Raw genomic sequence first — 21958 nt, 5'->3', positions numbered from 1 at the left:
CAAAAAAACCGCCCAGTAAAAACTGAGCGGATGACCTAACTCGTATTAGTTTAAAATTTTAATCGTTACCGTGCGACGACCCCAATTGTTTGCACCTGCTTCGTCAGAAATAAAGACATCAATTCGATTTCCTTTAATCGCGCCTCCCGTATCTGCGGCAATTGCCTCACCATAGCCATCTACCCAAACTTTTGTACCTAGTGGAATAACACTTGGATCAACTGCGATCACTTTTGAATTAGGATTGGCACGTAAATTTGTGCCATTCGCTGTAACACCCGAACATCCGTTACAATTTGCTGTATAAGCTGTCGCTTCTACTGTCATCGTGCGTGCAACATTACTTGGCGCACTTTGAGCTTGTGTCGATTGTACTGGTGTAACTGACGCTACTGTTGGAGTGCTAGTTGCTTGTTGTTTTTGTGATGCAACTTGTGTTTTCGCTTGTGTTGCCACTGTTACTCCCTTTAATGGACCTGACACCGATAATTTCTCACCTGCATAAATCAAATCTGAATTCAATCCATTCCATGCCTGTAATTGCGCTACTGTTACACCATGTGCAGCGGCAATTTTAAATAATGAATCTCCTGATTCAATGATATAAACTTTACCATTTGAACTCACTTCTAATGTTTCGTTTGCATAGATTAAATCGCTTGTTAAATGGTTTACTTCCATTAAAGATTCTATTGTCGTATCAAATTGCTGACTAATTGTGTAAAGTGAATCCCCTGGTTGGATTGTATATTCCTCTGCTGATGCGCTATTTGTCGCAACAAATGCCCCTGCAGTTAATGATAATGCTGTTGTAAATGCTAAAATCTTTTTGTTTTTCAATTTCTATTTCCTCCGATTTCTACTAAATCAAATCTATTGGACGCAATCAAATCGACACCTTTTTAAACTCTGTTCCCACTTTACCGCACCTATATTGCAGTTTCGTGACAGCTCCATGTGGTATACATTACAAGCTCATTGCAAAATTTATGGATAATTATTGTATTTATCCAATTGATTTTATTAAAAAGCATCATTTTAAGCGGTAATATACCATTTCGAATTAAATATAATGGAAAATAGGTTTCGCATTCATTACAATAAGTCAAAATGCTGAATGAATATTAATATAAGCGGTCGATATAAAAGGAAAGGAGGCGATAATAATGGAAATTAATGCTATGATGTCCGCTCAACTTGCATCGCTTCAACAGACATTGCAAATGAGTATTTTAGACAGAGCAATGAATACTGGCGCAGCAGGAGTGGTTGAAATGATGGAACAATTACCTGAACAACAAGCCGCACCAGCCGCCCACCCTTACAAAGGACAAGTAATTGACATCCAAGCGTAAAACGAAAAGACGCTCACATGAAAATGTGAACGTCTTTTTCTAATGAGTTATAGGATTTTATGTCTTCTAATAAAGTGGTATTTAGCGAGTCCCTTTTAAAAGGTTAGTTAAGCTATTTTCAATCTGAATGGTTCTTCTAATTTAGAGTTGATTCAAGCGTAGTCATTTGGCGGGTTCTTCGCACGCAAGCCGCACAGCCATGTTGCACATGACTGTGCGACTCGCCTTTGTGCTTCGTGAAAGACCCGCCAATACTTGGTGTATCCATGTTCCCTTTACTTGTATTCACGTGTTGGCGCTATGCGGGGCAAGGCGCCAGTTGGTTTATTAGGCAAATCTTTTTATAAAATCAGGGAAATCACAGTGAATTCATCCTTTATTAAAGCGGTTATTCAGGCATAGTCATTTGGCAGGTTCTTCGCACGCAAGCCGCACAGCCATGTTGCACATGTCTGTACGACTCGCCTTTGTGCTTCGTGAAAGACCTGCCAATATAAGGTGTTCCATTTTCCTTTTACTTATATTCACGTACTGGCGCTTACAGTGGTAGGCGCCAGTCTTTTTATTAGGCGAATCCTTTTATAAGTAGGTATTAGCATAGTGAATCCATCCTTTGTTATAGGAGTATTCGGGTGTTTCGTTTGGGCGGGCGCAGCACACATTCACAAAGCCTCTTACGGTCTTCTAATGAAGAGGTTATTCAGGTGTAGTCATTTTTGGCAGGTTCTTCGCACGCAAGCCGCACAGCCATGTTGCACATGTCTGTACGACTCGCCTTTGTGCTTCGTGAAAGACCTGCCAATATAAGGTGTATCCATTTTCCTTTTACTTATATTCACGTGCTGGCGCTTACAGTGGTGGGCGCCAGTCTTTTTATTAGGCGAATCTTTTTATAAAATAAGTAAAATCACAGTGTATTTATTTAACATCTAAACACTGTGAACTCATTTATCTAGAGTTTTAGTAGATAAGGCGATCCTGCCATTATAGAAAATGAAGGCATTGACAACTATTGAACCCTATCCGTATATTCATCCCTTTATAAAAAGAGAATCTGTGGCAGTCCCTTTCTCACTTAATTCAACGGACTCCTTTAAAAGTAAACGGCGCCTTTGCTCGCCAACAGCGCCGCCCCTGAATACATGTAAAAGTAGAATGGATTACACTTTGATTTGGCTGGCCTAGCCCAAGGCGCAAAGAAGAGTCGTACAGATATGTGCAACATATCTTTGCGACTCTGGGCGCCCAGCCTGACAATACACGATACACTTTAATTACATCTCTATTAGAAAATGATTAAGCTCTGACAATCCCTTCGACCACCAAATTCAAAGACTCGCTTTAAAGAAAAACGGCGCCTTTGCTCGTCAATAGCGCCGCCCCTGAATATATGCAAAGGCATAATGGATTACACTTTGATTTGGCAGGCCTAGCATACCGCAACAGTATCAGTGGTAGGGACACGTACCACGTGACCCTGCTGCTGATATGCGGTCGCCTGCCAAAACCCGATACACTTTCATAACCTCTCTATTAGAAAATGATTAAGCTCTGACAATCCCTTCAACCCACAAAATTCAACGGACTCGCTTTATAGAAAAACGGCGCCTTTGCTCGTCAACAGCGCCGCCCCTGAATACATGCAAAAGTAGAATGGATTAGCCTATGATTTGGCAGGCCTAGCCCAAGACGCAAAGAAGAATCGTACAGATATGTGCAACATATCTTTGCGACTCTGGGCGCCCAGCACGCCATAACAAGAAAAACTTTCGTAACATCTTAATTAGAAGATGCCTAGCCCTGACTGTCACTCATAGTTTTACAGGTAATTTCCATGTAAAACTTTTATTAAATTTTTTAAAAGTCCAATTTTCGGGTATAACAATACGTACAATGAAGATAATCTAATAAAAGGAGTGATTTTTATCGGAATCCATACATTTTTTACAAGCTTAAATGACCTCGAACGGATCATCCGTTGCCCAGGACGCTTTAAATATGAGGAACATAACGTAGCCGCCCATTCATGGAAGGTTTCGCAATACGCCATGTTTTTCGCAACACTTGAAGAACATGCTGGTAGTACTATTGATTGGAAGTCTTTATATGAAAAAACCATCAACCATGACTTTGCAGAAGTATTTATCGGTGACATTAAAACACCTGTCAAACATGCTAGCGTTGAACTCAAGCAAATGCTTTCACATGTTGAAGAAAAAATGATGGAAAAGTTTATTATTGAAGAAATACCCGCTGATTTACAAGATGTCTTTTTTGACCGTATGAAGGAAGGTAAGGATGGCACATTGGAAGGCAGGCTCCTAGAATTTGCCGATAAGCTCGATCAATTTTATGAATCCTTTTCAGAACTAAAACGTGGGAATACCGATAAGGAATTTGTATATATGTATGAAACAGCACTTTCAAAGTTACTTTTGATCAACTTACCGGTCAGCGTTGATTATTTCCGTAACGAAATTTTATCCGATGTTGTCGCAGAAAAGACAGTCATCGATGTTGCCGAACTAACAGCACATATTTTACAACAACTAAAAGAATAAACGAAAAGGCTTCCTAATAATGAGGAAGGCTTTTTTATTTTGCGCTTTTCTGTAACGAAATCATTTTCCAAGGTACTATAAAGTAAAGGTCGAAATGGAGGAGGAGGTCAGTTGGACACTTTAGCTCAAATTTTTCGTGAAGTACAACCGAAATTATATACTTTCTTCTATATAAAAACGTCCAATTTCGCCATCGCCGAAGATTTGACGCAAGATGTCTTAAAGGTGAAAGTAAGGAAGCATTTCTACAAACCGTGAAGGAAATTCAAATACGATTAAACGCAGATAAATTGATCTATGACAATACATTTATAACAAGGGATGCTCAATTTGATAATCGAGACGGCAAAAAAGAGGGTTATGCACCGATTTATTATGAACGAAAATATACAGTACAATTTACACCCAACAAAGAAGTTACATTGGAGGATATTTATTAATTTCATTTCAAATTAGTTGACTTTTTTCTTCAAACAAGCTTTGTTGCACTTAGCAGAAAGTTGTTATATTATAACGATAAGGCTACGTTGTACGTACGAATATTAAGTTTTAACCTTTATACTTATATAGGGAGTTTTACATCGAATTTGGAATGACGGGCCCGAGCTCTTTTGACCTTGGGATAGGCAGGAAAAATTTTGCGAACACCCACTTTGAGGAGTGGTGGTTTAAAACTTACTATAATAACTACGGCAATGTGGCTTATTACATAAAGCGCATACCAGCAATGGTTTATGGGCACTCTCACAATTTTTGTGAGAGTGTTTTTTTGTGTCTGAAATCTTAGTTGGTGTTAAATTGGCAAAATTAGTTTTAATTTAAATTTATTTATGCCACAATTTGTAATAACAATTACATTGGAGGGATGATTTTTGCAGAAAGTTTTTTGTATTGGTGAATTATTAATTGATTTTTTTACAACAGCTCAACAGCAATCATTAATAGAAGCTATGACTTTCGAAAAACAGGCTGGAGGTGCGCCTGCAAATGTGGCTGCTACCATTGCAAAATTAGGCGGAGAAGCGTATTTTTGTGGAAAGGTTGGCGACGATGCATTTGGCCACTTTTTAAAGCAAACGTTACAACAAATGGGTGTACATACAGATCAGCTCATTTTCGATCTAACATCATCGACAACATTAGCATTCGTTTCAAGACAGGCTGACGGAGAACGCGATTTTATTTTTAATCGTGGCGCAGATAAACTACTTCGCCTGGAAGAAATTAATTTGCCGCAAATGAAGCAGATGGATATCATTCATTTTGGCTCAGCAACTGCTCTTTTAAGAGACCCATTTTGCACAACCTATGAACAGCTTTTACAAGAATCACTTCTTCAAAATCAATTTATTTCATTCGATCCAAATTACCGCGCAATCCTTTGGGAAAATAACGCTGAGGTGTTTGTTCAAAAATGCCAGCCGTTTATACAGGCTGCTCATTTTATTAAAATGAGCGATGAGGAATTGCTGTTATTTGCACAAACAGAGAATTTTGACGAGGCCATTCGATTCTTTTCAAAATTTCAGCAGAAAGTAATTGCCATTACACGTGGCGCTGCTGGTACTGTTTTAATTTACAACGGTCAGCCGACGTCGATTCCATCCGTTGTTGTCAATGCAATTGATACTACAGGTGCAGGTGATGCATTTGTTGGCGCTGTTTTATATCAGCTAGCTGCACTTCCTGAGAATATGATTTCATTCAATGAATGGGTCTCCATTATTGAATTTGCGAATCGAGTTGGCGCAAAAGTATGCGAAAAAGTAGGTGCAATCGAGTCACTCCCTACATTAGAGCAACTACAATAACTAAAAGGCGTGAACCATTGAGTCTATGTCAATAGTTCACGCCCGGTTTTTAACTTAATGATTTATTCTTATACCACTTTCACCGCCACTACATCATAATCCCGCCATCTACATGAAGCACGTGTCCTGTAATATAACTCGCTTCATCTGACGCTAAAAATAAGTAGGCATTTGCTACATCATCCGGACTGCCAATTCGCTGCATGCTTGTAATAGTTTGTACGAGTCCTGAAATTTCACTCGGCACAGATTCAACCATTTCTGTTGCTATGAACCCTGGTGCCACTGCATTGACCGTAATCCCTTTTCGTCCTAGCTCTTTTGCCCAAGTTTTTGTCATGCCAATAATAGCTGCTTTTGTTGCGGTATAGTTTGTCTGTCCAAAATTTCCACGTTCGGCACTGACCGAAGACGTACTAATAATTCTTCCGCACTTTTGCTCGATCAAATAGGGTGTCACTGCCTGCGTACAATAAAATACACCGTTCAAATTAATTTGTACGACTTTTTCAAAATCTTCCTCAGTCATCTTCAATAACGTCGCATCACGCGTAATGCCTGCATTATTAATTAAAATATCGATTTTACCGAACTTTTCAAAAACATCCGCGGCCATTTGTTTTACTTGCTGTAATTTCGATACATCCACTTCAAAAAAAGCGACATGCTCGCCAAAAGAGGCAGCCACTTTTCCCCCAGCTTCTTTGTCATAATCAACAATGGCAATTTTCGCCCCTTCAGCCACAAAACGTTTTACCGCAGCCAGTCCAATCCCACTCGCCCCACCTGTAATAATCGCTACCTTGTTTTCTAAACGCATTATTCTCTACTCCTTTACAGTTAAACCATCGATTTATATACAATATTTTAACATTAAATAGAAAATACTGGCATTCACTTTGAATTATAAGAACTCGGTGTACCCACATGCTTTTCGAATATAAATTAAAAGCCCTCTAATATCTCACTAAAATCATGCATAAAAACCTGTATAGAAACACTATCAAAAGGTTTCTTTCAAGTATTTTGCAAACGCAACCAATGGCTATAAACCCCATTATGAAGCGTTTTCATGAATTTTCATTCACTTTTTATTTAAGTTTAATTCTTTACTAAATTTTCTGACTATTGTATAATCATAAAAAGGAGCTGATACAAAATGATAAACTACACTTACTTAACAACGGATGAAAATGATGTATCTTACTTATACGAAGATGACAGTGATTTCTTCGATTTAGACAGTTTTGATGACAATGACATTTAGTTAAAGGAGTTTATAGGAAAAATGGAATCCAGTAAATCGATAAAGGATGTGGCAAAACGCTAAACACGATTGCCACATCCTTTTTTTGTGCCTATTTTACATATTGTACGAGCCAATCTTTATCGTCTTTTTTCATCGAAAGTCCTACAAAACCTTGTTTTAAAAGTTTTTGCTGTCCTTCTGTATCATTCATTGGGACGAATTTTTCCTCAGACCATTTTTTTACTTCTTGTTGTAATGACTTCATAAAGACATAGCGTAATTTCCCACCGTATTTTAACTTTAAATTTACGACATACATTCCTTGTGAAAACTTATCTTTTAAGCTGGCAATATTACCTGGCATGACCGTTGCACAAACAATAGAAAACATCGTTGAATCGATTTGCTGCATGATGATATCGGCCATAGTACGCTGCAGACCAAATCCACGGAAATCGGGATGCACATTTGAAATTTCTTGGTATAACACTTTTTTTAGCTCTTCTTCTGTTGTTAGTCCGATATCATAGCCTAAATGTTCCTCATTAATTTCCGGTTCTAACAAAGCACGGAATGCGATTAATTTTCCTTCGATAAAAACGCCAATCATCACACCATTACCGTTTAAAATAAAACTCAATTCTTCTTCATCAAGTGGCTGCAAGGTTGCTTTATTTTCTAATGCATTCACAACCTCCAGTTGCAATGTCTTGAGCTGAGGGATATGGGTTTCATTAAGTACGTAAACTTCATACGGCGTATTCCCTAAAAATCCAGAAGTAATCATTTAATGCACCACACATTGTTCACGTGTTAACTCAGCTAAAATTGCTTCGTCCACATCAACACCGAGGCCTGGGCGTTCTGTTAACTGAATAAATGGTACATCATAATGAAGGTTTCCGATGTCTTTAGAAAATTTAAGTGGTCCTGTTAGTTCTACACTTGTGAATGATTTGTTGGAGAATGCTACATGGAAACCAGCAGCTGAACCAACAGAAGATTCAACCATTGAACCGATTTGACATTCCATACCGGCCATTTCTGCCATATGTGCTAACTTCATTGCAGGGTAAATACCACCGCACTTCATCAGTTTAATATTCACTTTATCCGCTGCACGTTTTGCGATAATTTCACGCATTTCACGCACACCACGTAAGCCTTCATCAATCATGACAGGAATCGATGTTTTTGCTTTAATTTCTACCATCCCGTCAATATCATCTGCACGAACAGGTTGCTCTAGCCAATCAATGTTTAACTGTTCTAATGCACGTACTGCCTGCATCGTTGTTGAACTGTTTACCCAGCCTTGGTTTACATCTACGCGAATGGCGATTTTGTTTCCAACACGTTCGCGCACCGCTTGAATACGTGCCACATCACTTTGAACGTCACGACCGACCTTCATTTTAAATGAGTTATAGCCCATATCAACGCGCTCTGCTGCCTCATTGGCCATTTTTTCTGGCGTCCCTATACTTAATACATGGGTAATCGGGAATTTCTCGTGGTAGCGACCACCTGTTAATTGGTATGCAGGTACGCCTAATTTTTTTCCAACAACATCAAAGCATGCAATATCAATCGCGGCTTTTGCAGCAGGTGCGCTATAAATAAGTGCATCCATTTTTGAGTGGATTTTTTCAAAGTTCATTGGATTTTCACCAATCATCGCTGGTGCTAATGTATGTTTTAATACGGCATATGTGCCTTCTAATGTTTCTCCGGTTACATGCTCATCTGGAACTGCTTCACCCCAGCCAATAAGTCCGCACGCTGTCGTCATTTTCACGATAATCGACGGCATATTCGGATATGTCCCATAACTGACGATAAACGGTTCAATTAATGGTAATTCGATATTAAATAATTCAATGGATTTAATCTGTAGCATATTAGTTCCTCCTATTTTATAACGGACGTTCAATCGTAAAATGTTCCCCAATTTTTGCGTAATCATTACCTGCTAAACGACTGATTGGCGCTAACGCATTTGGATCAATTCGACCATCCTTATAAATACTTTCTTCTATATGATAATACTTTACTTTCGCAATGATAAGGTCACAACCTGGATTTTCATTATTTCCTCCAAGTTCAAGTACTGTTTCAAGTTCACATTCAAAACGCACTTTCGCTTCTTTCACACCTGGCACACCAATTTTCATACTTTCTACTAATGTTAAGCTAGCGCGTTCCACTTCGCTTTCCTCTGGAGGTAAATTTGCAGCTGTTTCATTTACTTTCTCAACATTTTCCGTATCGACAATATGCACAACAAATTGCTTGTTGGCCCGAATATTTCGCGCTGTATCTTTCATTTGCCCTTTCTTTCGCTGAATACTTACTGAAATCATCGGCGGATTGGATGACACAATATTAAAGAAGCTAAACGGCGCTGCATTGACATCACCCTCTTCGGACATCGATGTAATGAAAGCAATTGGTCTTGGAATAATCGACCCAATCAAAAATTTATAATTTTCTCGTTCAGATAACTGCTGTGGATCAATTTGTTGCATAAGTACCCCTCCTTTTTCTATCATTATTTTGACTTTATAGAATACTGAACACCCCGTCAAACAAAACTTCAATTTACCGTTTCGTTTATCCAAGCATATTTATTCACACAAAAAAACGGATGATTTCTCGTAAAAAACACACGGATCGCCCTAAAATTATTTGAATTTTATTCCTATTTAGAACAATCTAAACGAAAAAATATTTCTATGTTAATCATTATTTGCTATCGAAATTACAAAATAACCATTTTATTTAAACTGTTATAAACAGTTGCGTCTTTTTTACTGAGCTTCATAAATTCAGAACCGTTTTTTGCTTAATCCCCTTAAAAACATTGAATTCCCAATGCATAAAGCTTTTTAAGCATTAATCATCGTGTACTAATAACTGTTATATTATTGCTGAAATAGTATTAACACGATAATAGAAAAAGAGAAAAATAAAAAGATTTTACGTAAAAAATAGAATATTTTATTATTCAAGTAGAATATTTTATTGTTTTCACAATAAATTAAAATCCCTATCATTTTATTGTTATATACTAAAAATTTTCTCAGAAAAATCACAAAAAACCTTGCTGTGACAGCGTTTTCAACGGATTTATCTATGATAAAAATCAAACTTCAAGTAGGATTTTTTGTCTCAGAGAAAGAAATATATGTTTTTTCGACATAACTTATTTTCGAAATTTCACTTGCATAACATAATAAATTGATGTTAAGTTATTGTCATAGGCGTTCATAGTTTTGACACATCTACTTGAGAGAGAAAATTATCGTATCGTCGATAATTATACTGTGTGAGGGGGAAATATTATGAAAAAGAATCGTTGGCTAATCGCCGCATCCGCTATTGCTATCCACCTTTCAATCGGTGGTGCTTATGCATACAGCGTGTATAAAAATCCAATTGCAACAGAGCTTGGATGGGAAACTTCACAAATTACAATAGCCTTTACTATTATGATGGGCTTAGCAGGTTTTTCTGCAGCATTATTCGGCAGTACAGTTGAAAAGTTAGGACCTCGAAAAGCAGCAATGGTTGCAGCCGTATTATTCGGTTTAGGTCAAGGTGGCGCAGGGGTTGCCATCGCAATGGATTCAGTCGTTTTATATTGGTTAACATATGGATTACTCAGCGGTCTTGGGATGGGGATTGGTTATATCGCTCCTGTTTCAACACTTGTTAAATGGTTCCCAAATCGTCGTGGGTTAGCGACAGGGATGGCCGTTCTTGGCTTTGGTTCAGGGGCATTAATTACTGCACCTGTTGCCGCAAGATTAATGGAAAATGTCGGAATTGATAATACGTACTTTATTTTAGGAATTAGCTACTTCGTATTAATGATTCTTGGTGCACTTTATATCGCACCACCTAAACCAGGTGATGTGGAAGAAGCAGTCTCATCAAGCAAAGTAAAGACACAAGAAATCGCACAAATGTCAGCACGTGAAGCGGTTCGCACAAAACAATTTTGGATGCTTTGGGCTATACATCTTATTAATGTTACTTCTGGTTTAATGATGATTTCAGTTGCTTCACCAATGGCCCAAGAAGTTGTAGGTTTATCGGTTGCAGGTGCTGCAGCAATGGTCGGCTTAATGGGCCTATTTAATGGTGGTGGTCGTCTTATTTGGGCAGCTGCATCCGATTACATTGGACGCTCAAATGTATTCGTTATTTTCTTTACGATTCAATTAATTGCCTTTTTAACACTACCATTTACAACAAACGTCATCATCTTCCAACTATTTATTTTCTTAGTTGTTAGTTGCTATGGTGGAGGATTCTCAAACTTACCAGCGTTTGCGAGTGATTTATTCGGTACGAAACAACTTGGCGTAATTCACGGGTACTTATTAACAACTTGGTCACTTGGTGGTATTTTCGGTCCAATTATCGTTTCAACAATTCATGAAGCGACAAATAGCTACACTCCAGTGTTCTATGTATTCAGCTTCTTAATTGCGATTTCGTTCTGTATTTCATTATTACTTCGTTCAACAGTGAACAAAATGAAAAAACAAAACGTACACAATCAAGAAAAAACAAAGCAATCGGGAGATCATGCAACACCGGTTCATTCATAAGGGGTTCTTATAGAAAGCAAGCTATGTTAAAGGGGCATAGCTTGCTTTTTTGTTCGTGTCTATGGTGATTTTTCTATCCTATACAAAAATAAACTCTATTATTCTTATTTTCCATAATGATACAATCGGATGAAAGAGCGCTTTTTTTCAGGGGGAAAATAGATGAATCGACAACATGCTGGGGTTATTTTTGGTGGCATTTTCTTATTAGTAATTGCAATGGGCATTAGTCGCTTTGCATTTACGCCGATCTTACCATTTATGCGCATTGATGAAAACTTAAGCTTCACGCAAGGTGGCCTACTTGCCTCGAGTAACTATATTGGTTACTTTCTTGGTGCATTGGGCGCCGGTTTTATTTTTACTTCGAAAAAGGCATTTCTTCTTATTAATGTACTTATAAACATTACATCCATTTTTTTAATGGGTATCATTGATTCTTATAGCATTTGGATATTATTACGCTTTCTTGCAGGTTTAACAGGTGGCTTTATTTTCGTGTTAACGTCGAGTATTGTCATGGATTACTTAGCCGCGCATTTATTAACGCGTTTTGGTGGATACGTTTTTAGTGGCATCGGACTTGGTATCGCGATTTCTGGACTTGTCGTTCCTTATTTTGAACTGCGTTATGCGTGGCAAGGGACGTGGCTTGGACTTAGCCTTATCTCACTTTTTTTCTTTTTTACAACGCTTTTTCTTTGGCGTACTATTCAAGTACACAACAGTGACAAAATACCAAAAACTGCTGATACGACTATTTGGCGTGGCTTTATGCCGTGGCTCATCATTGCGTACGGTTTAGAAGGACTTGGCTATATCATAACTGGTACCTTTTTAGTCGATATTATTTACAATATTGAAGCATTGCGCGATTTTGCTGGATATAGTTGGGTGTTTGTCGGCTTGGCTGCCCTCCCTTCTGCACCTTTATGGATGAGACTCATGTCACGATTTTCGACGATTTCGATGATGACGCTCGCCTACACACTTCAAATTTTCGGTATTTTACTACCGGTATTCTCGCAAAGTATTTGGAGTGTCCTTTTATCCGCATGCTTGTTTGGCTTTACATTTGTTGGACTCGTTACGATGTCCACAAGCTATGGACGCCAGCTATTTCCGAAGCAAAGTGCCTCTATTGTCTCTATGCTGACAACATTTTATGCGCTTGGACAAATTATTGGGCCGATTATTGCCAGTCGCTTAGAAACACATTTTGCGTCATTTAAAGCCCCTCTTCTTTTTGCAGGAAGTACCGTTACCATAGCACTCGTTATTTTACTATTTGGCTATTCCTATAACAAAAGAAGCACTGCCCATGCAGTAAAAGAGGCTGTTCAATAATTTTAAAATCACGTCACCCTCAAAAAGTGGCGTGATTTTTTTATGTTACACATGCTTTAATGCTACGATAGTCATAACGATTCAGAGATAAAGGAGCTTACGGTTCTTATGGAAGAAAAATATTATTCTATTGGTGAGGTCGCAAAACTGACGAATATTTCAATTCAAACATTACGCTATTACGATCAAATAAGTCTATTCAAGCCTTCACATGTCGATCCAAAAACCAATTATCGCTATTATAAAGAATCTCAACTTTATTATTTAGATATTATTAAATCACTCAAATTCCTTGGTACCTCTTTAGATAAAATTAAAGCTGCGCAACAATTTACCCCTTCTGAGTTGCTCGACTTTTTACAGCAGCAAGAAGATGTCATCGAAGCGCGTATTAATCAGCTTTATCATATTCAACAAACTTTATTTAAAACGAAAAAACAAATGGAAGAACAACTTGCGATTAATGTGATGGACACGGTATACACTAAATATGAAGAAGAAGTTCGTATTTTATCGATTAAAACAAGGGAGCTTACCCCCTACTATATTCCAAATACATATTACAGCTCCTTAATGAAAACATTAGAAATTGAAAATAGCTTTTTAAGTAACCGTTATGGCTGCATTTATCCATTGAAAGAATACGCTACACTATACGATTTGAATTATAGTCATATTTTCACCCCACTTTTAACAGATCGCTATATTACGCACCTAACACCTGACATGGAAGTACAGACGATTCCTGCTGGACGCTACGTTTGCATTGCGTTTATTTTTGAGCGAGATTCATATTTTTTACAGTATCAAAAGCTTCAGCATTATATAGAAGAAAATCAGTTACATGCCGAGCCAGTCGTTTATGAAATTTTTATGCCACAAAATTATTCACCTAATGAAGACGATGAATTCATCGTAGAATTAAAGGTGCAACTACTTTAGCCACTTTATGACAATAATAATTTGGTAAATGCATTGACTCTATAGTTACTATAGGGTTTATGTTAGAGAGTACATGTATAATTTATTTTCTAACGTACAAGATTGAGGGGAAATTCAATAATGAGAGACTATAAAGTAACATTAAGCTTACTGTTACTAAACTTATTCATTGCATTTTTAGGCATCGGGTTAGTTATTCCCGTATTACCAACATTAATGAATGAATTACAAATTAATGGTAAAGTTGTTGGTTATTTGACCGCGGCATTTGCTATTGCACAATTAATCGTTTCACCAATTGCTGGTAAAGCTGTTGATAAATATGGACGAAAAATTATGATTGTCCTTGGATTATTCATATTCGGTTTTTCTGAACTATTATTTGGTTTGGGAAAAACGATTGAAGTGTTATTTATTTCTCGTATTCTAGGTGGGATTAGTGCCGCGTTTATTATGCCTGCTGTTACCGCATTTATCGCAGATATTACAACGATGGAAACTCGTCCAAAAGCACTTGGCTATATGAGTGCTGCCATTAGTACAGGGTTCATCATCGGACCTGGTATTGGTGGTTTCTTAGCGGAATTTGGTACACGTGTCCCCTTCTATTTTGCAGGGGCACTTGGTATTACAGCAGCAATTTTATCGATACTTTTACTACGTGAACCTGAGCGTAGCGAAGAAAATGCAGAAAATGCACCTAAACAACAATCTGGCTTTAAGCGAGTTTTTGAACCGATGTATTTCATTGCTTTTATTTTGATTTTTGTCGGATCATTCGGGTTAGCGGCATTCGAATCATTCTTTAGTTTATTTGTTGATCACAAATTCGGATTTACACCAAAAGATATTGCAATTGTCATTACAGGTAGTGCGATTATCGGTGCGCTTGCACAAGTTTTATTATTTGACCGTCTTGCACAAAAATGGGGCGAGATTAAATTGATTCGTTACTGTTTAGCCTTATCAGCCATTTTAGTATTTTTAATGACATATGTTAATGCCTATTTTTCAATTTTACTCGTGACTTGTCTCGTATTCATCGGCTTTGACCTATTCCGCCCTGCAGTTACAAGCTATCTATCAAAAATTGCGGGAAATGAACAAGGCTTTGTTGGTGGGATGAACTCAATGTTTACAAGTTTAGCGAATATTTTAGGTCCAATTATTGGCGGTATTCTATTTGATATCGATGTAAATTACCCCTATTATTTTGCTACTATTGTGTTAGTATTTGGTGTTCTGTTAACATTAATTTGGAAGAAGCCAGCGACGATTTAATTTTCGTTGTTCCTTCTTACTGTATTTTGATATTCCTGTTTTAAAAGTTACAAAGGGCTTTATTATAAGGAGGATTTCATCATGACAACAAAATCACAGCTGTTAATCGAACAAACGGAAAAATTCGGTGCGCATAATTATCATCCGCTGCCGATTGTTATCGAAAAAGCTGAAGGGGTATGGGTAACAGATCCTGAGGGAAATCGCTATATGGATATGCTTTCAGCGTATTCAGCGCTAAACCAAGGGCATCGTCATCCAAAAATTATTCAAGCATTAAAAGATCAAGCAGACTTAGTTACACTTACATCTCGTGCATTTCATAGCGCGACGTTAGGTGAATGGTATGAAAAATTAAGCAAGTTAACTGGGAAAAACATGGTGTTACCGATGAATACGGGTGCGGAAGCGGTTGAAACAGCCATTAAAACAGCTCGTCGTTGGGGCTATGAAGTAAAAGGCATTCCAGCAGATCAGGCGAAAATTATCGGCTGTAACGGCAATTTCCACGGTCGTACGATGGGCGCAGTTTCCCTATCGTCGGAAAGTGAATATAAGCGCGGATTTGGTCCTATGCTCCCCGGCTTCGAGTTAATTCCTTACGGGGATATTGACGCGTTAAAAGCAGCGATTACACCAAATACAGCCGCATTCATCGTTGAACCGATTCAAGGTGAAGCAGGTATCATTATCCCACCAGAGGGCTTTTTAAAAGCAGCGTATGCGCTTTGTAAGGAGAACAATGTATTATTTATGGCCGATGAGATTCAAACAGGTCTTTCACGTACAGGAAAGCTGTTTGCGTATGAATGGGAAGGTATTACACCGGACGTTTTAATCTTAGGGAAAGCACTTGGTGGCGGAGTATTCCCAATTTCTGCGGTTGTAGCCAATGACGATATTCTTGGCGTGTTCAACCCAGGTTCACACGGTTCAACATTTGGTGGTAACCCGATGGCATGTGCTGTGTCAATCGCTGCATTAGATGTATTAGAAGAAGAAAATTTAACAGCTCGTTCATTAGAGCTTGGGCAATATTTCAAAGAGCAACTCGCTTCTATCGATCACCCAGCCATTAAAGAAGTTCGCGGCCGCGGATTATTTATTGGACTTGAATTACATGAAGCCGCTCGTCCATATTGCGAAAAATTAGCTGAGCGTAAACTTTTATGTAAGGAAACACATGATACAGTTATTCGCTTTGCCCCACCTTTAATTATTTCACAAGAAGATTTAGACTGGGCTATTGAGCAAATTAAAGCTGTATTTGAAAACTAAAGAATGGTAAACTCACCTTTCGCCCTTTTAGCGAAGCGGTGAGTTTTTCTATTTCCTTTTGAAAGGACTGGTGGATATGAAATCACTATATATTACAGGCTACCGCGCACATGAGCTTGGAATTTTTAACGATACGCATCCTGGGGTAGCCATCATTAAAAAAGCACTTGAAAATCAACTGCGTGTGCTAATCGAGGACGGTTTAGAATGGATCGTCATTAGTGGACAGCAAGGCGTTGAAACATGGGCAGCACAAGTAGTCATTGAACTAAAAACCGACTACCCCGAAATAAAATATTCCATCATCACGCCATTTTTAGAACAAGAAAAAAATTGGAATGAGCATAAACAGGCAACGTACATGCATATAGTAAGTAATGCAGATTTCGTTACAAGTGTGACAAAACGTCCATACGAAGCACCTTGGCAATTTATCGAAAAAGATAAGTTCATCATTGATAATACAGATGGTACGCTACTCGTTTACGATGAAGAAAATGAAGGCTCACCAAAATATGTCCATCGCCTTATACAAAAATACCAGGAACAGCATGATGACTACTTACTTTTAACGATTAACGCCTATGATTTACAAACAATTGCAGAAGAAATGCAAAGAGGCGAAGATTGGTAATCTAATTATTTAATTTTCAGACTAATTTTTGATTTTTTGGTATAATAAATGCAGAAGCACTAAAATTTACATTAAATGGAGGACAATCTATGAATCAAATCACAATGATAGAAGAAGAGACACCAATAAACGTCGAGCATCATACGTATAAACGCGAATGTCGTTATACGCGCGGTATTCACATTCCATTTGCAGATATGGAAAAAATCTTAAACGGGATGAATGAAGACGCACTAGCTTATTTTGAATTCCACAATATTGCAAAAGAAATTAAACAAGGTACCCTTCTAAATGGCTATTCTGGCTTTGCTGCTATTATTGCAGATTACTATAAGCGCGAAAAAGACATTGAAATTTTAGAACTGACAAACGGTCGCGACTTTTATGTAAAAATCATTTAATACTAATAAGAGGTGACAAAACAATTGAATACCGACTCTAGCAACGTCTAATTCATCGTCAGGAACTCGATGGGTTAGACGTTGTTTATTTTTAGATGAATAAGAGCATAGAACTTTTGAAAAAAGTCATCATTTGGAGCAAAAAGTGTTTCCTTAATAAATTTTTAATTTTCTGTTGACTTATTAATTGATAAAGATTATCATTATCAATGTAAGTCAGTCATCTTAGTTATTAACAATCTTTCGAAACCGTTCCCCCCAGTTCTGGTTCGAGACTTAATTAATTACTTTATTCATATTAAAAAGACATATTTCGTGCAAAATAGGACGAGATGGTGTACTTTCTATGCAGAGATGGAAACTATCTTTTCCCTTCTGCTGAAAAAATGGCAAATCCACTCACACGGTTTGCCATTTTTTCATATCTATTTGGGTATACATATATATAGAAGGAGTGATTTAAATGGAATTTCGTATTGAAAAAGACACATTAGGTGAAGTACGCGTACCTGTAGATAAAATTTGGGGTGCTCAAACACAACGTAGTAAAGATAACTTTAAAATTGGGACGGAGCATATGCCAATTGAAGTAATTCGTGCACTGGCTACTTTGAAAAAATCTGCTGCTCTTGCCAACCAATCTTTAGGCAAGCTATCTGACGTAAAAACACAAGTAATCGTTCAAGCGGCAGATGAAATTATCGCAGGTAAATGGGACGACCACTTCCCTCTTGTCGTTTGGCAAACAGGTAGTGGTACGCAAACAAATATGAACGTCAATGAAACAATTGCTCATTTAGCAAACGACAAATTAAAAGCAATGGGCTCTGATGAAAAAGTGCATCCAAACGATGATGTTAACAAATCACAAAGTTCAAACGATACTTTCCCAACTGCCCTTCATATCGCAGCTGTAGAGAGCGTTGAAAATTACCTAATGCCTCGCTTAAAACTTTTACAAGCGACATTAAAAGAAAAAGCAATGGCCTTTAACGACATCATTAAAATCGGTCGTACACATTTACAAGATGCAACACCACTAACACTTGGTCAAGAAATTAGCGGCTGGCATCATATGCTTCTAAAATGTGAAAAAATAATTATGGTGAACACACAATTCATGAAAGAACTTGCGATTGGTGGTACAGCTGTAGGTACTGGTATTAATGCCCATCCCGAATTCGGTGCACGCACAGCTGCAGAAATAAGTAAATTTACAGGAAAAGATTTCACTACAGCTGAAAATAAATTCCATGCATTAACAAGCCATGACGAAATTGTAGCTGCGCATGGTGCATTAAAAGCATTAGCTGCTGACTTAATGAAAATTGCCAATGACGTTCGCTGGTTAGCAAGTGGTCCGCGCTCTGGTATTGGTGAAATTAGAATTCCAGAAAATGAACCAGGCTCATCAATCATGCCAGGAAAAGTCAACCCAACACAAAGTGAAGCGATGACAATGGTCGCAACACAAGTAATGGGGAACGACGCAACAATCGCATTCGCAGCATCACAAGGGAATTTCGAATTAAATGTATTCAAGCCTGTGATCATTTACAACTTCCTACAATCTGCTCGCTTACTTGCAGATGTTATGAAATCATTCAATGATAACTGCGCAGTTGGTATTGAGCCAAATATGGACGTATTAGATGCAAACTTAAAAAATTCACTAATGCTTGTCACTGCCCTAAACCCATATATCGGCTATGAAAATGCTGCGAAAATCGCAAAAACTGCACATAAACAAGGCACAACATTAAAAGAAGCAGCGATTCAATCGGGCCTATTAACAGAAGAAGAATTCGACCGTTATGTCGATCCAAAAACAATGATCTATCCAAACGCTGAATAAAATTAAAAACACAACCTCCTAAAGGTTTAGAGACTCCCCTATTTAAGGTAAGTTACTAAAAAGCAGGAAGGTTGTGTTTTTTTATGAAGAAAATCGAAATTATGAAAGATGGCTACGAAATCGTTGTAGCTATTCCTCAAAGTGAAACACCAACGGATTGGCCTTTTATTGAAGCGGATGCCTACTATAAGGATTTTGATGCGTATCGCGTTTTGATTTTAGCGGACTCAGAGGAAAAAGCGGTGGCGATGGCGACAAAGGAGTTATTGACGAATCACCCATTTGAGCAAGTCGTGAAGAAATATTAAGGTTTCCATAATTTTTATAAAGGCACGTCTCCTTTTCATCTGGAGGCGTCCTTTTCGTTACAAAAACAAACTTTTATATGCATCCATTAGTGAGTCACCATAAAAATATACCAAGATTGCTGCAATGGCGATGGAAGGTCCGAACGGCATCGGTGCTTTTCTCCCCCGCTTGCAAATTACTAACAAAATCCCACCGACTATCATTCCAATTACGGATGCGAAAAATAACGTCACTACTGTATGAACTGTGCCAAGGACAAATCCAATCAACAAAAATAATTTGATATCTCCCCCGCCCATTCCTCCTTTTGATATAATGCCAATTACTAATAATAGTGAAAACCCAATAATAGCCCCTAGTACACTATCCCACCAAGGGGTAAGTGGTGATAGAATTCTTCCAATCACGAGCAGTGGAAAGAAAAACAACAATATTCTATTCGGAATGAGCATGTACGCCATATCCGATACATTAATAATGACTAATAATGAAATGAAAAGGAGCGCTACAAGTAACTCCCATGAGTACCCGACTTTCCATGTTGCAAAGGCAAATAAAAAGGCTGTAACCAGCTCTATGAAAGGATACGCTATGGATATTTTCACACCGCATATCCGACATTTTCCACGCAGCATTATATAAGAAATGACAGGAATTAAATCAAGTGACGTTAAGCGACGATTACAGTTTATACAATGCGAAGGTGGTGTGATCAGTGATTGTCTTTGTGGAATTCTTAATCCAACGACATTATAAAAAGAGCCTAATATCAATCCAATGATTCCAGCAAAGACCACAATAACACTATCCATAAAACCTCCCCCTTCTACTGTAAACGTTCTCCAATTGATACGATTGTTCCTGCACCTCTCGAAAACTGCTATTTTGAACAAAAAAAATCGCCCATTTCAACAAAATGAATTGTTAAAATAGACGATTTATTATTTTTCCTACTCCACATGCATTGGATCTTTTCGTTTCGGTCCAATCATATTGAATAAAATATTTAAGACAATAGCCGTTACCGAACCAGCTACAATCCCATTTGACGTTAAAATAGAAATGGCTTCTGGCATGTTTTTGAATAAATCTGGAACTACCGCAACGCCGACACCTAAACCGACACCAATTGCTGCAACCATCGCGTTTTCCATTGATTTTGCAATTTCTGGTGCTAGCATGCGAATACCTTGCGTGATTACCATACCGAACATCGCTAACATCGCCGCACCAAGTACTGGTGTTGGGATGATTGTTGTAATGGCTGCTAATTTTGGTAAGAAGCCAAGTGAGACAAGCATACCACCTGTGATGAAGATGACTTTGCGGTCACGAACACCAGACATTTGGATAAGTCCTACGTTTTGCGAGAATGTTGTGTAAGGGAATGCGTTGAAAATACCACCAATAACTGAGGCTAAACCTTCCGCACGGTACCCTCTTGCTAAGTCTTTTGAAGTTAAATCTTTTTTACAAATATCACTTAATGCATAATATACACCTGTTGATTCTACTAGTGAAACCATTGCCACAAGCGTCATTGTTAAAATCGCTGAAGCGTTGAATGTTGGTGTTGCTAAGTAGAATGGTTGCATAATATGTAGCCAAGAAGCATCCATTACGGGCGTGAAATCTACTTTACCCATGAATACGCCGGCAATTGTACCAACGACCATACCTAGTAAAATCGCAATAGCACGAACGAAGCCAACTGTAAAACGGTAAATAACTAAAATAACAAGTAGTGTAAGGAATGCTAATGCTACATTTGAACCAGATGCAAAGTCTTCAGCACCTTGACCGCCACCCATGTTGTTAATCGCTACTGGGATTAAGCTAATTCCGATGATTGTTACAACCGAACCTGTGACAACAGGTGGGAAGAACGGAATTAATTTACCGAATAAACCGCCGATAATGACGATAATTAAACCTGATACAATAATCGAACCGTAAATGTCACCTAAACCGCCCTTTGTACCAATCGCAATAATTGGGCTTACGGCTGTGAATGTACACCCTAATACTACAGGTAAGCCGATTCCGATAGCTTTCCCCTTCCAAGCTTGGAACAGTGTTGCTAAACCACACATAAAAATATCAATGGCTACTAAATACGTCATTTGTGCAGAATCAAAACCAAGCGCACCACCAATAATTAATGGTACTAAAATAGCTCCTGCATACATCGCTAGTAGATGCTGAATACCAAGCATCGTCGCTTTTGTGTTATTCATAAAAAAGTTTTCCTCCAATTTATGTGCACTCTTAGATGAGTAAATTTACATGAGTTGAGCTTAACTACCTTTTTAATAG

General features: G+C 38.0%; 21 protein-coding genes and 1 other RNA gene. 15 read left to right on the top strand and 7 right to left on the bottom strand.

Annotated features, from left to right (window positions below; translation table 11 throughout):
- Positions 1–45: 45 nt before the first annotated feature.
- Positions 46–840: a LysM peptidoglycan-binding and 3D domain-containing protein gene (locus DCE79_RS18890; protein WP_108711337.1), complete on the bottom strand. Its 795-nt coding sequence runs from the start codon at positions 838–840 to the stop codon at positions 46–48.
- A gap of 326 nt (positions 841–1166) precedes the next feature.
- Here DCE79_RS18890 and DCE79_RS01265 point away from each other — a divergent pair, with 326 nt between their 5' ends.
- The 6 genes from DCE79_RS01265 (at position 1167) to DCE79_RS01245 (ending at position 5727) form a co-directional block, all read left to right on the top strand.
- Positions 1167–1355 carry a putative motility protein gene (locus tag DCE79_RS01265; RefSeq protein ID WP_108711336.1) on the top strand — a complete coding sequence of 63 codons (189 nt, stop codon included), beginning with the start codon at positions 1167–1169 and terminating at the stop codon, positions 1353–1355.
- Positions 1356–3271: 1916 nt separating this feature from the next.
- Positions 3272–3916 (top strand): YfbR-like 5'-deoxynucleotidase, encoded by a 645-nt coding sequence (locus DCE79_RS01260; RefSeq protein ID WP_199912294.1) that lies wholly within the window; start codon positions 3272–3274, stop codon positions 3914–3916.
- Positions 3917–4027: 111 nt separating this feature from the next.
- Positions 4028–4174 carry a hypothetical protein gene (locus DCE79_RS18425; protein WP_159083032.1) on the top strand — a complete coding sequence of 49 codons (147 nt, stop codon included), beginning with the start codon at positions 4028–4030 and terminating at the stop codon, positions 4172–4174.
- Positions 4171–4356, top strand: coding sequence for a hypothetical protein (locus DCE79_RS01255; RefSeq protein WP_108711335.1), 186 nt, complete (start codon positions 4171–4173; stop codon positions 4354–4356). The genes DCE79_RS18425 and DCE79_RS01255 overlap by 4 nt, the downstream gene beginning before the upstream one ends.
- A gap of 76 nt (positions 4357–4432) precedes the next feature.
- Positions 4433–4624, top strand: a non-coding RNA gene (ssrS, locus tag DCE79_RS01250) — 6S RNA.
- 164 nt (positions 4625–4788) lie between these two features.
- Positions 4789–5727: a carbohydrate kinase family protein gene (locus DCE79_RS01245; protein WP_108711334.1), complete on the top strand. Its 939-nt coding sequence runs from the start codon at positions 4789–4791 to the stop codon at positions 5725–5727.
- Positions 5728–5815: 88 nt separating this feature from the next.
- Here DCE79_RS01245 and DCE79_RS01240 read toward each other — a convergent pair whose 3' ends face one another.
- The 4 genes from DCE79_RS01240 to DCE79_RS01225 all read right to left on the bottom strand — a co-directional run bounded on the left by DCE79_RS01240 (position 5816) and on the right by DCE79_RS01225 (position 9504).
- A complete protein-coding gene (locus DCE79_RS01240; RefSeq protein ID WP_108711333.1) occupies positions 5816–6547 on the bottom strand; it encodes an SDR family NAD(P)-dependent oxidoreductase in 732 nt (243 codons plus the stop codon).
- A gap of 538 nt (positions 6548–7085) precedes the next feature.
- Entirely contained in the window at positions 7086–7763 is a 678-nt protein-coding gene (locus tag DCE79_RS01235; protein ID WP_108711332.1) for an N-acetyltransferase, read from the bottom strand.
- Positions 7764–8876 (bottom strand): mandelate racemase/muconate lactonizing enzyme family protein, encoded by a 1113-nt coding sequence (locus DCE79_RS01230; protein ID WP_108711331.1) that lies wholly within the window; start codon positions 8874–8876, stop codon positions 7764–7766.
- 16 nt (positions 8877–8892) lie between these two features.
- Entirely contained in the window at positions 8893–9504 is a 612-nt protein-coding gene (locus DCE79_RS01225; RefSeq protein WP_108711330.1) for a flavin reductase family protein, read from the bottom strand.
- A gap of 816 nt (positions 9505–10320) precedes the next feature.
- Here DCE79_RS01225 and DCE79_RS01220 point away from each other — a divergent pair.
- The 9 genes from DCE79_RS01220 (at position 10321) to DCE79_RS01180 (ending at position 19641) form a co-directional block, all read left to right on the top strand.
- Entirely contained in the window at positions 10321–11595 is a 1275-nt protein-coding gene (locus DCE79_RS01220; RefSeq protein ID WP_108711329.1) for an L-lactate MFS transporter, read from the top strand.
- A gap of 162 nt (positions 11596–11757) precedes the next feature.
- Entirely contained in the window at positions 11758–12942 is a 1185-nt protein-coding gene (locus DCE79_RS01215; protein ID WP_108711328.1) for a YbfB/YjiJ family MFS transporter, read from the top strand.
- 108 nt (positions 12943–13050) lie between these two features.
- Entirely contained in the window at positions 13051–13884 is an 834-nt protein-coding gene (locus DCE79_RS01210; RefSeq protein WP_108711327.1) for a MerR family transcriptional regulator, read from the top strand.
- Between the two features lie 120 nt (positions 13885–14004).
- Positions 14005–15165 (top strand): multidrug efflux MFS transporter NorA, encoded by a 1161-nt coding sequence (norA, locus tag DCE79_RS01205; RefSeq protein WP_108711326.1) that lies wholly within the window; start codon positions 14005–14007, stop codon positions 15163–15165.
- An 81-nt stretch (positions 15166–15246) separates the two neighbouring features.
- On the top strand, positions 15247–16443 hold the full coding sequence (locus DCE79_RS01200; protein WP_108711325.1) for an ornithine--oxo-acid transaminase: 1197 nt from the start codon (positions 15247–15249) through the stop codon (positions 16441–16443).
- A 76-nt stretch (positions 16444–16519) separates the two neighbouring features.
- Positions 16520–17077, top strand: coding sequence for an SLOG family protein (locus DCE79_RS01195; protein ID WP_108711324.1), 558 nt, complete (start codon positions 16520–16522; stop codon positions 17075–17077).
- Between the two features lie 89 nt (positions 17078–17166).
- On the top strand, positions 17167–17478 hold the full coding sequence (locus tag DCE79_RS01190) for a hypothetical protein (protein WP_108711323.1): 312 nt from the start codon (positions 17167–17169) through the stop codon (positions 17476–17478).
- Between the two features lie 463 nt (positions 17479–17941).
- Entirely contained in the window at positions 17942–19333 is a 1392-nt protein-coding gene (fumC, locus tag DCE79_RS01185; protein ID WP_108711322.1) for a class II fumarate hydratase, read from the top strand.
- An 83-nt stretch (positions 19334–19416) separates the two neighbouring features.
- Positions 19417–19641, top strand: a complete 225-nt coding sequence (locus DCE79_RS01180) for a hypothetical protein (RefSeq protein ID WP_108711321.1) — start codon at positions 19417–19419, stop codon at positions 19639–19641.
- A gap of 57 nt (positions 19642–19698) precedes the next feature.
- Here the strand turns inward: DCE79_RS01180 and DCE79_RS01175 are convergent, their stop codons facing one another.
- Positions 19699–20454, bottom strand: coding sequence for a prepilin peptidase (locus DCE79_RS01175; RefSeq protein WP_108711320.1), 756 nt, complete (start codon positions 20452–20454; stop codon positions 19699–19701).
- A gap of 138 nt (positions 20455–20592) precedes the next feature.
- Positions 20593–21879, bottom strand: coding sequence for a nucleobase:cation symporter-2 family protein (locus DCE79_RS01170; protein WP_108711319.1), 1287 nt, complete (start codon positions 21877–21879; stop codon positions 20593–20595).
- Positions 21880–21958: the final 79 nt, after the last annotated feature.

This window comes from Lysinibacillus sp. 2017 (assembly GCF_003073375.1).
Classification (GTDB): Bacteria; Bacillota; Bacilli; order Bacillales_A; family Planococcaceae; genus Solibacillus.
Note: the sequence above shows the minus strand (reverse complement) of the source record. Positions and strands in the feature narration are given on the sequence as shown.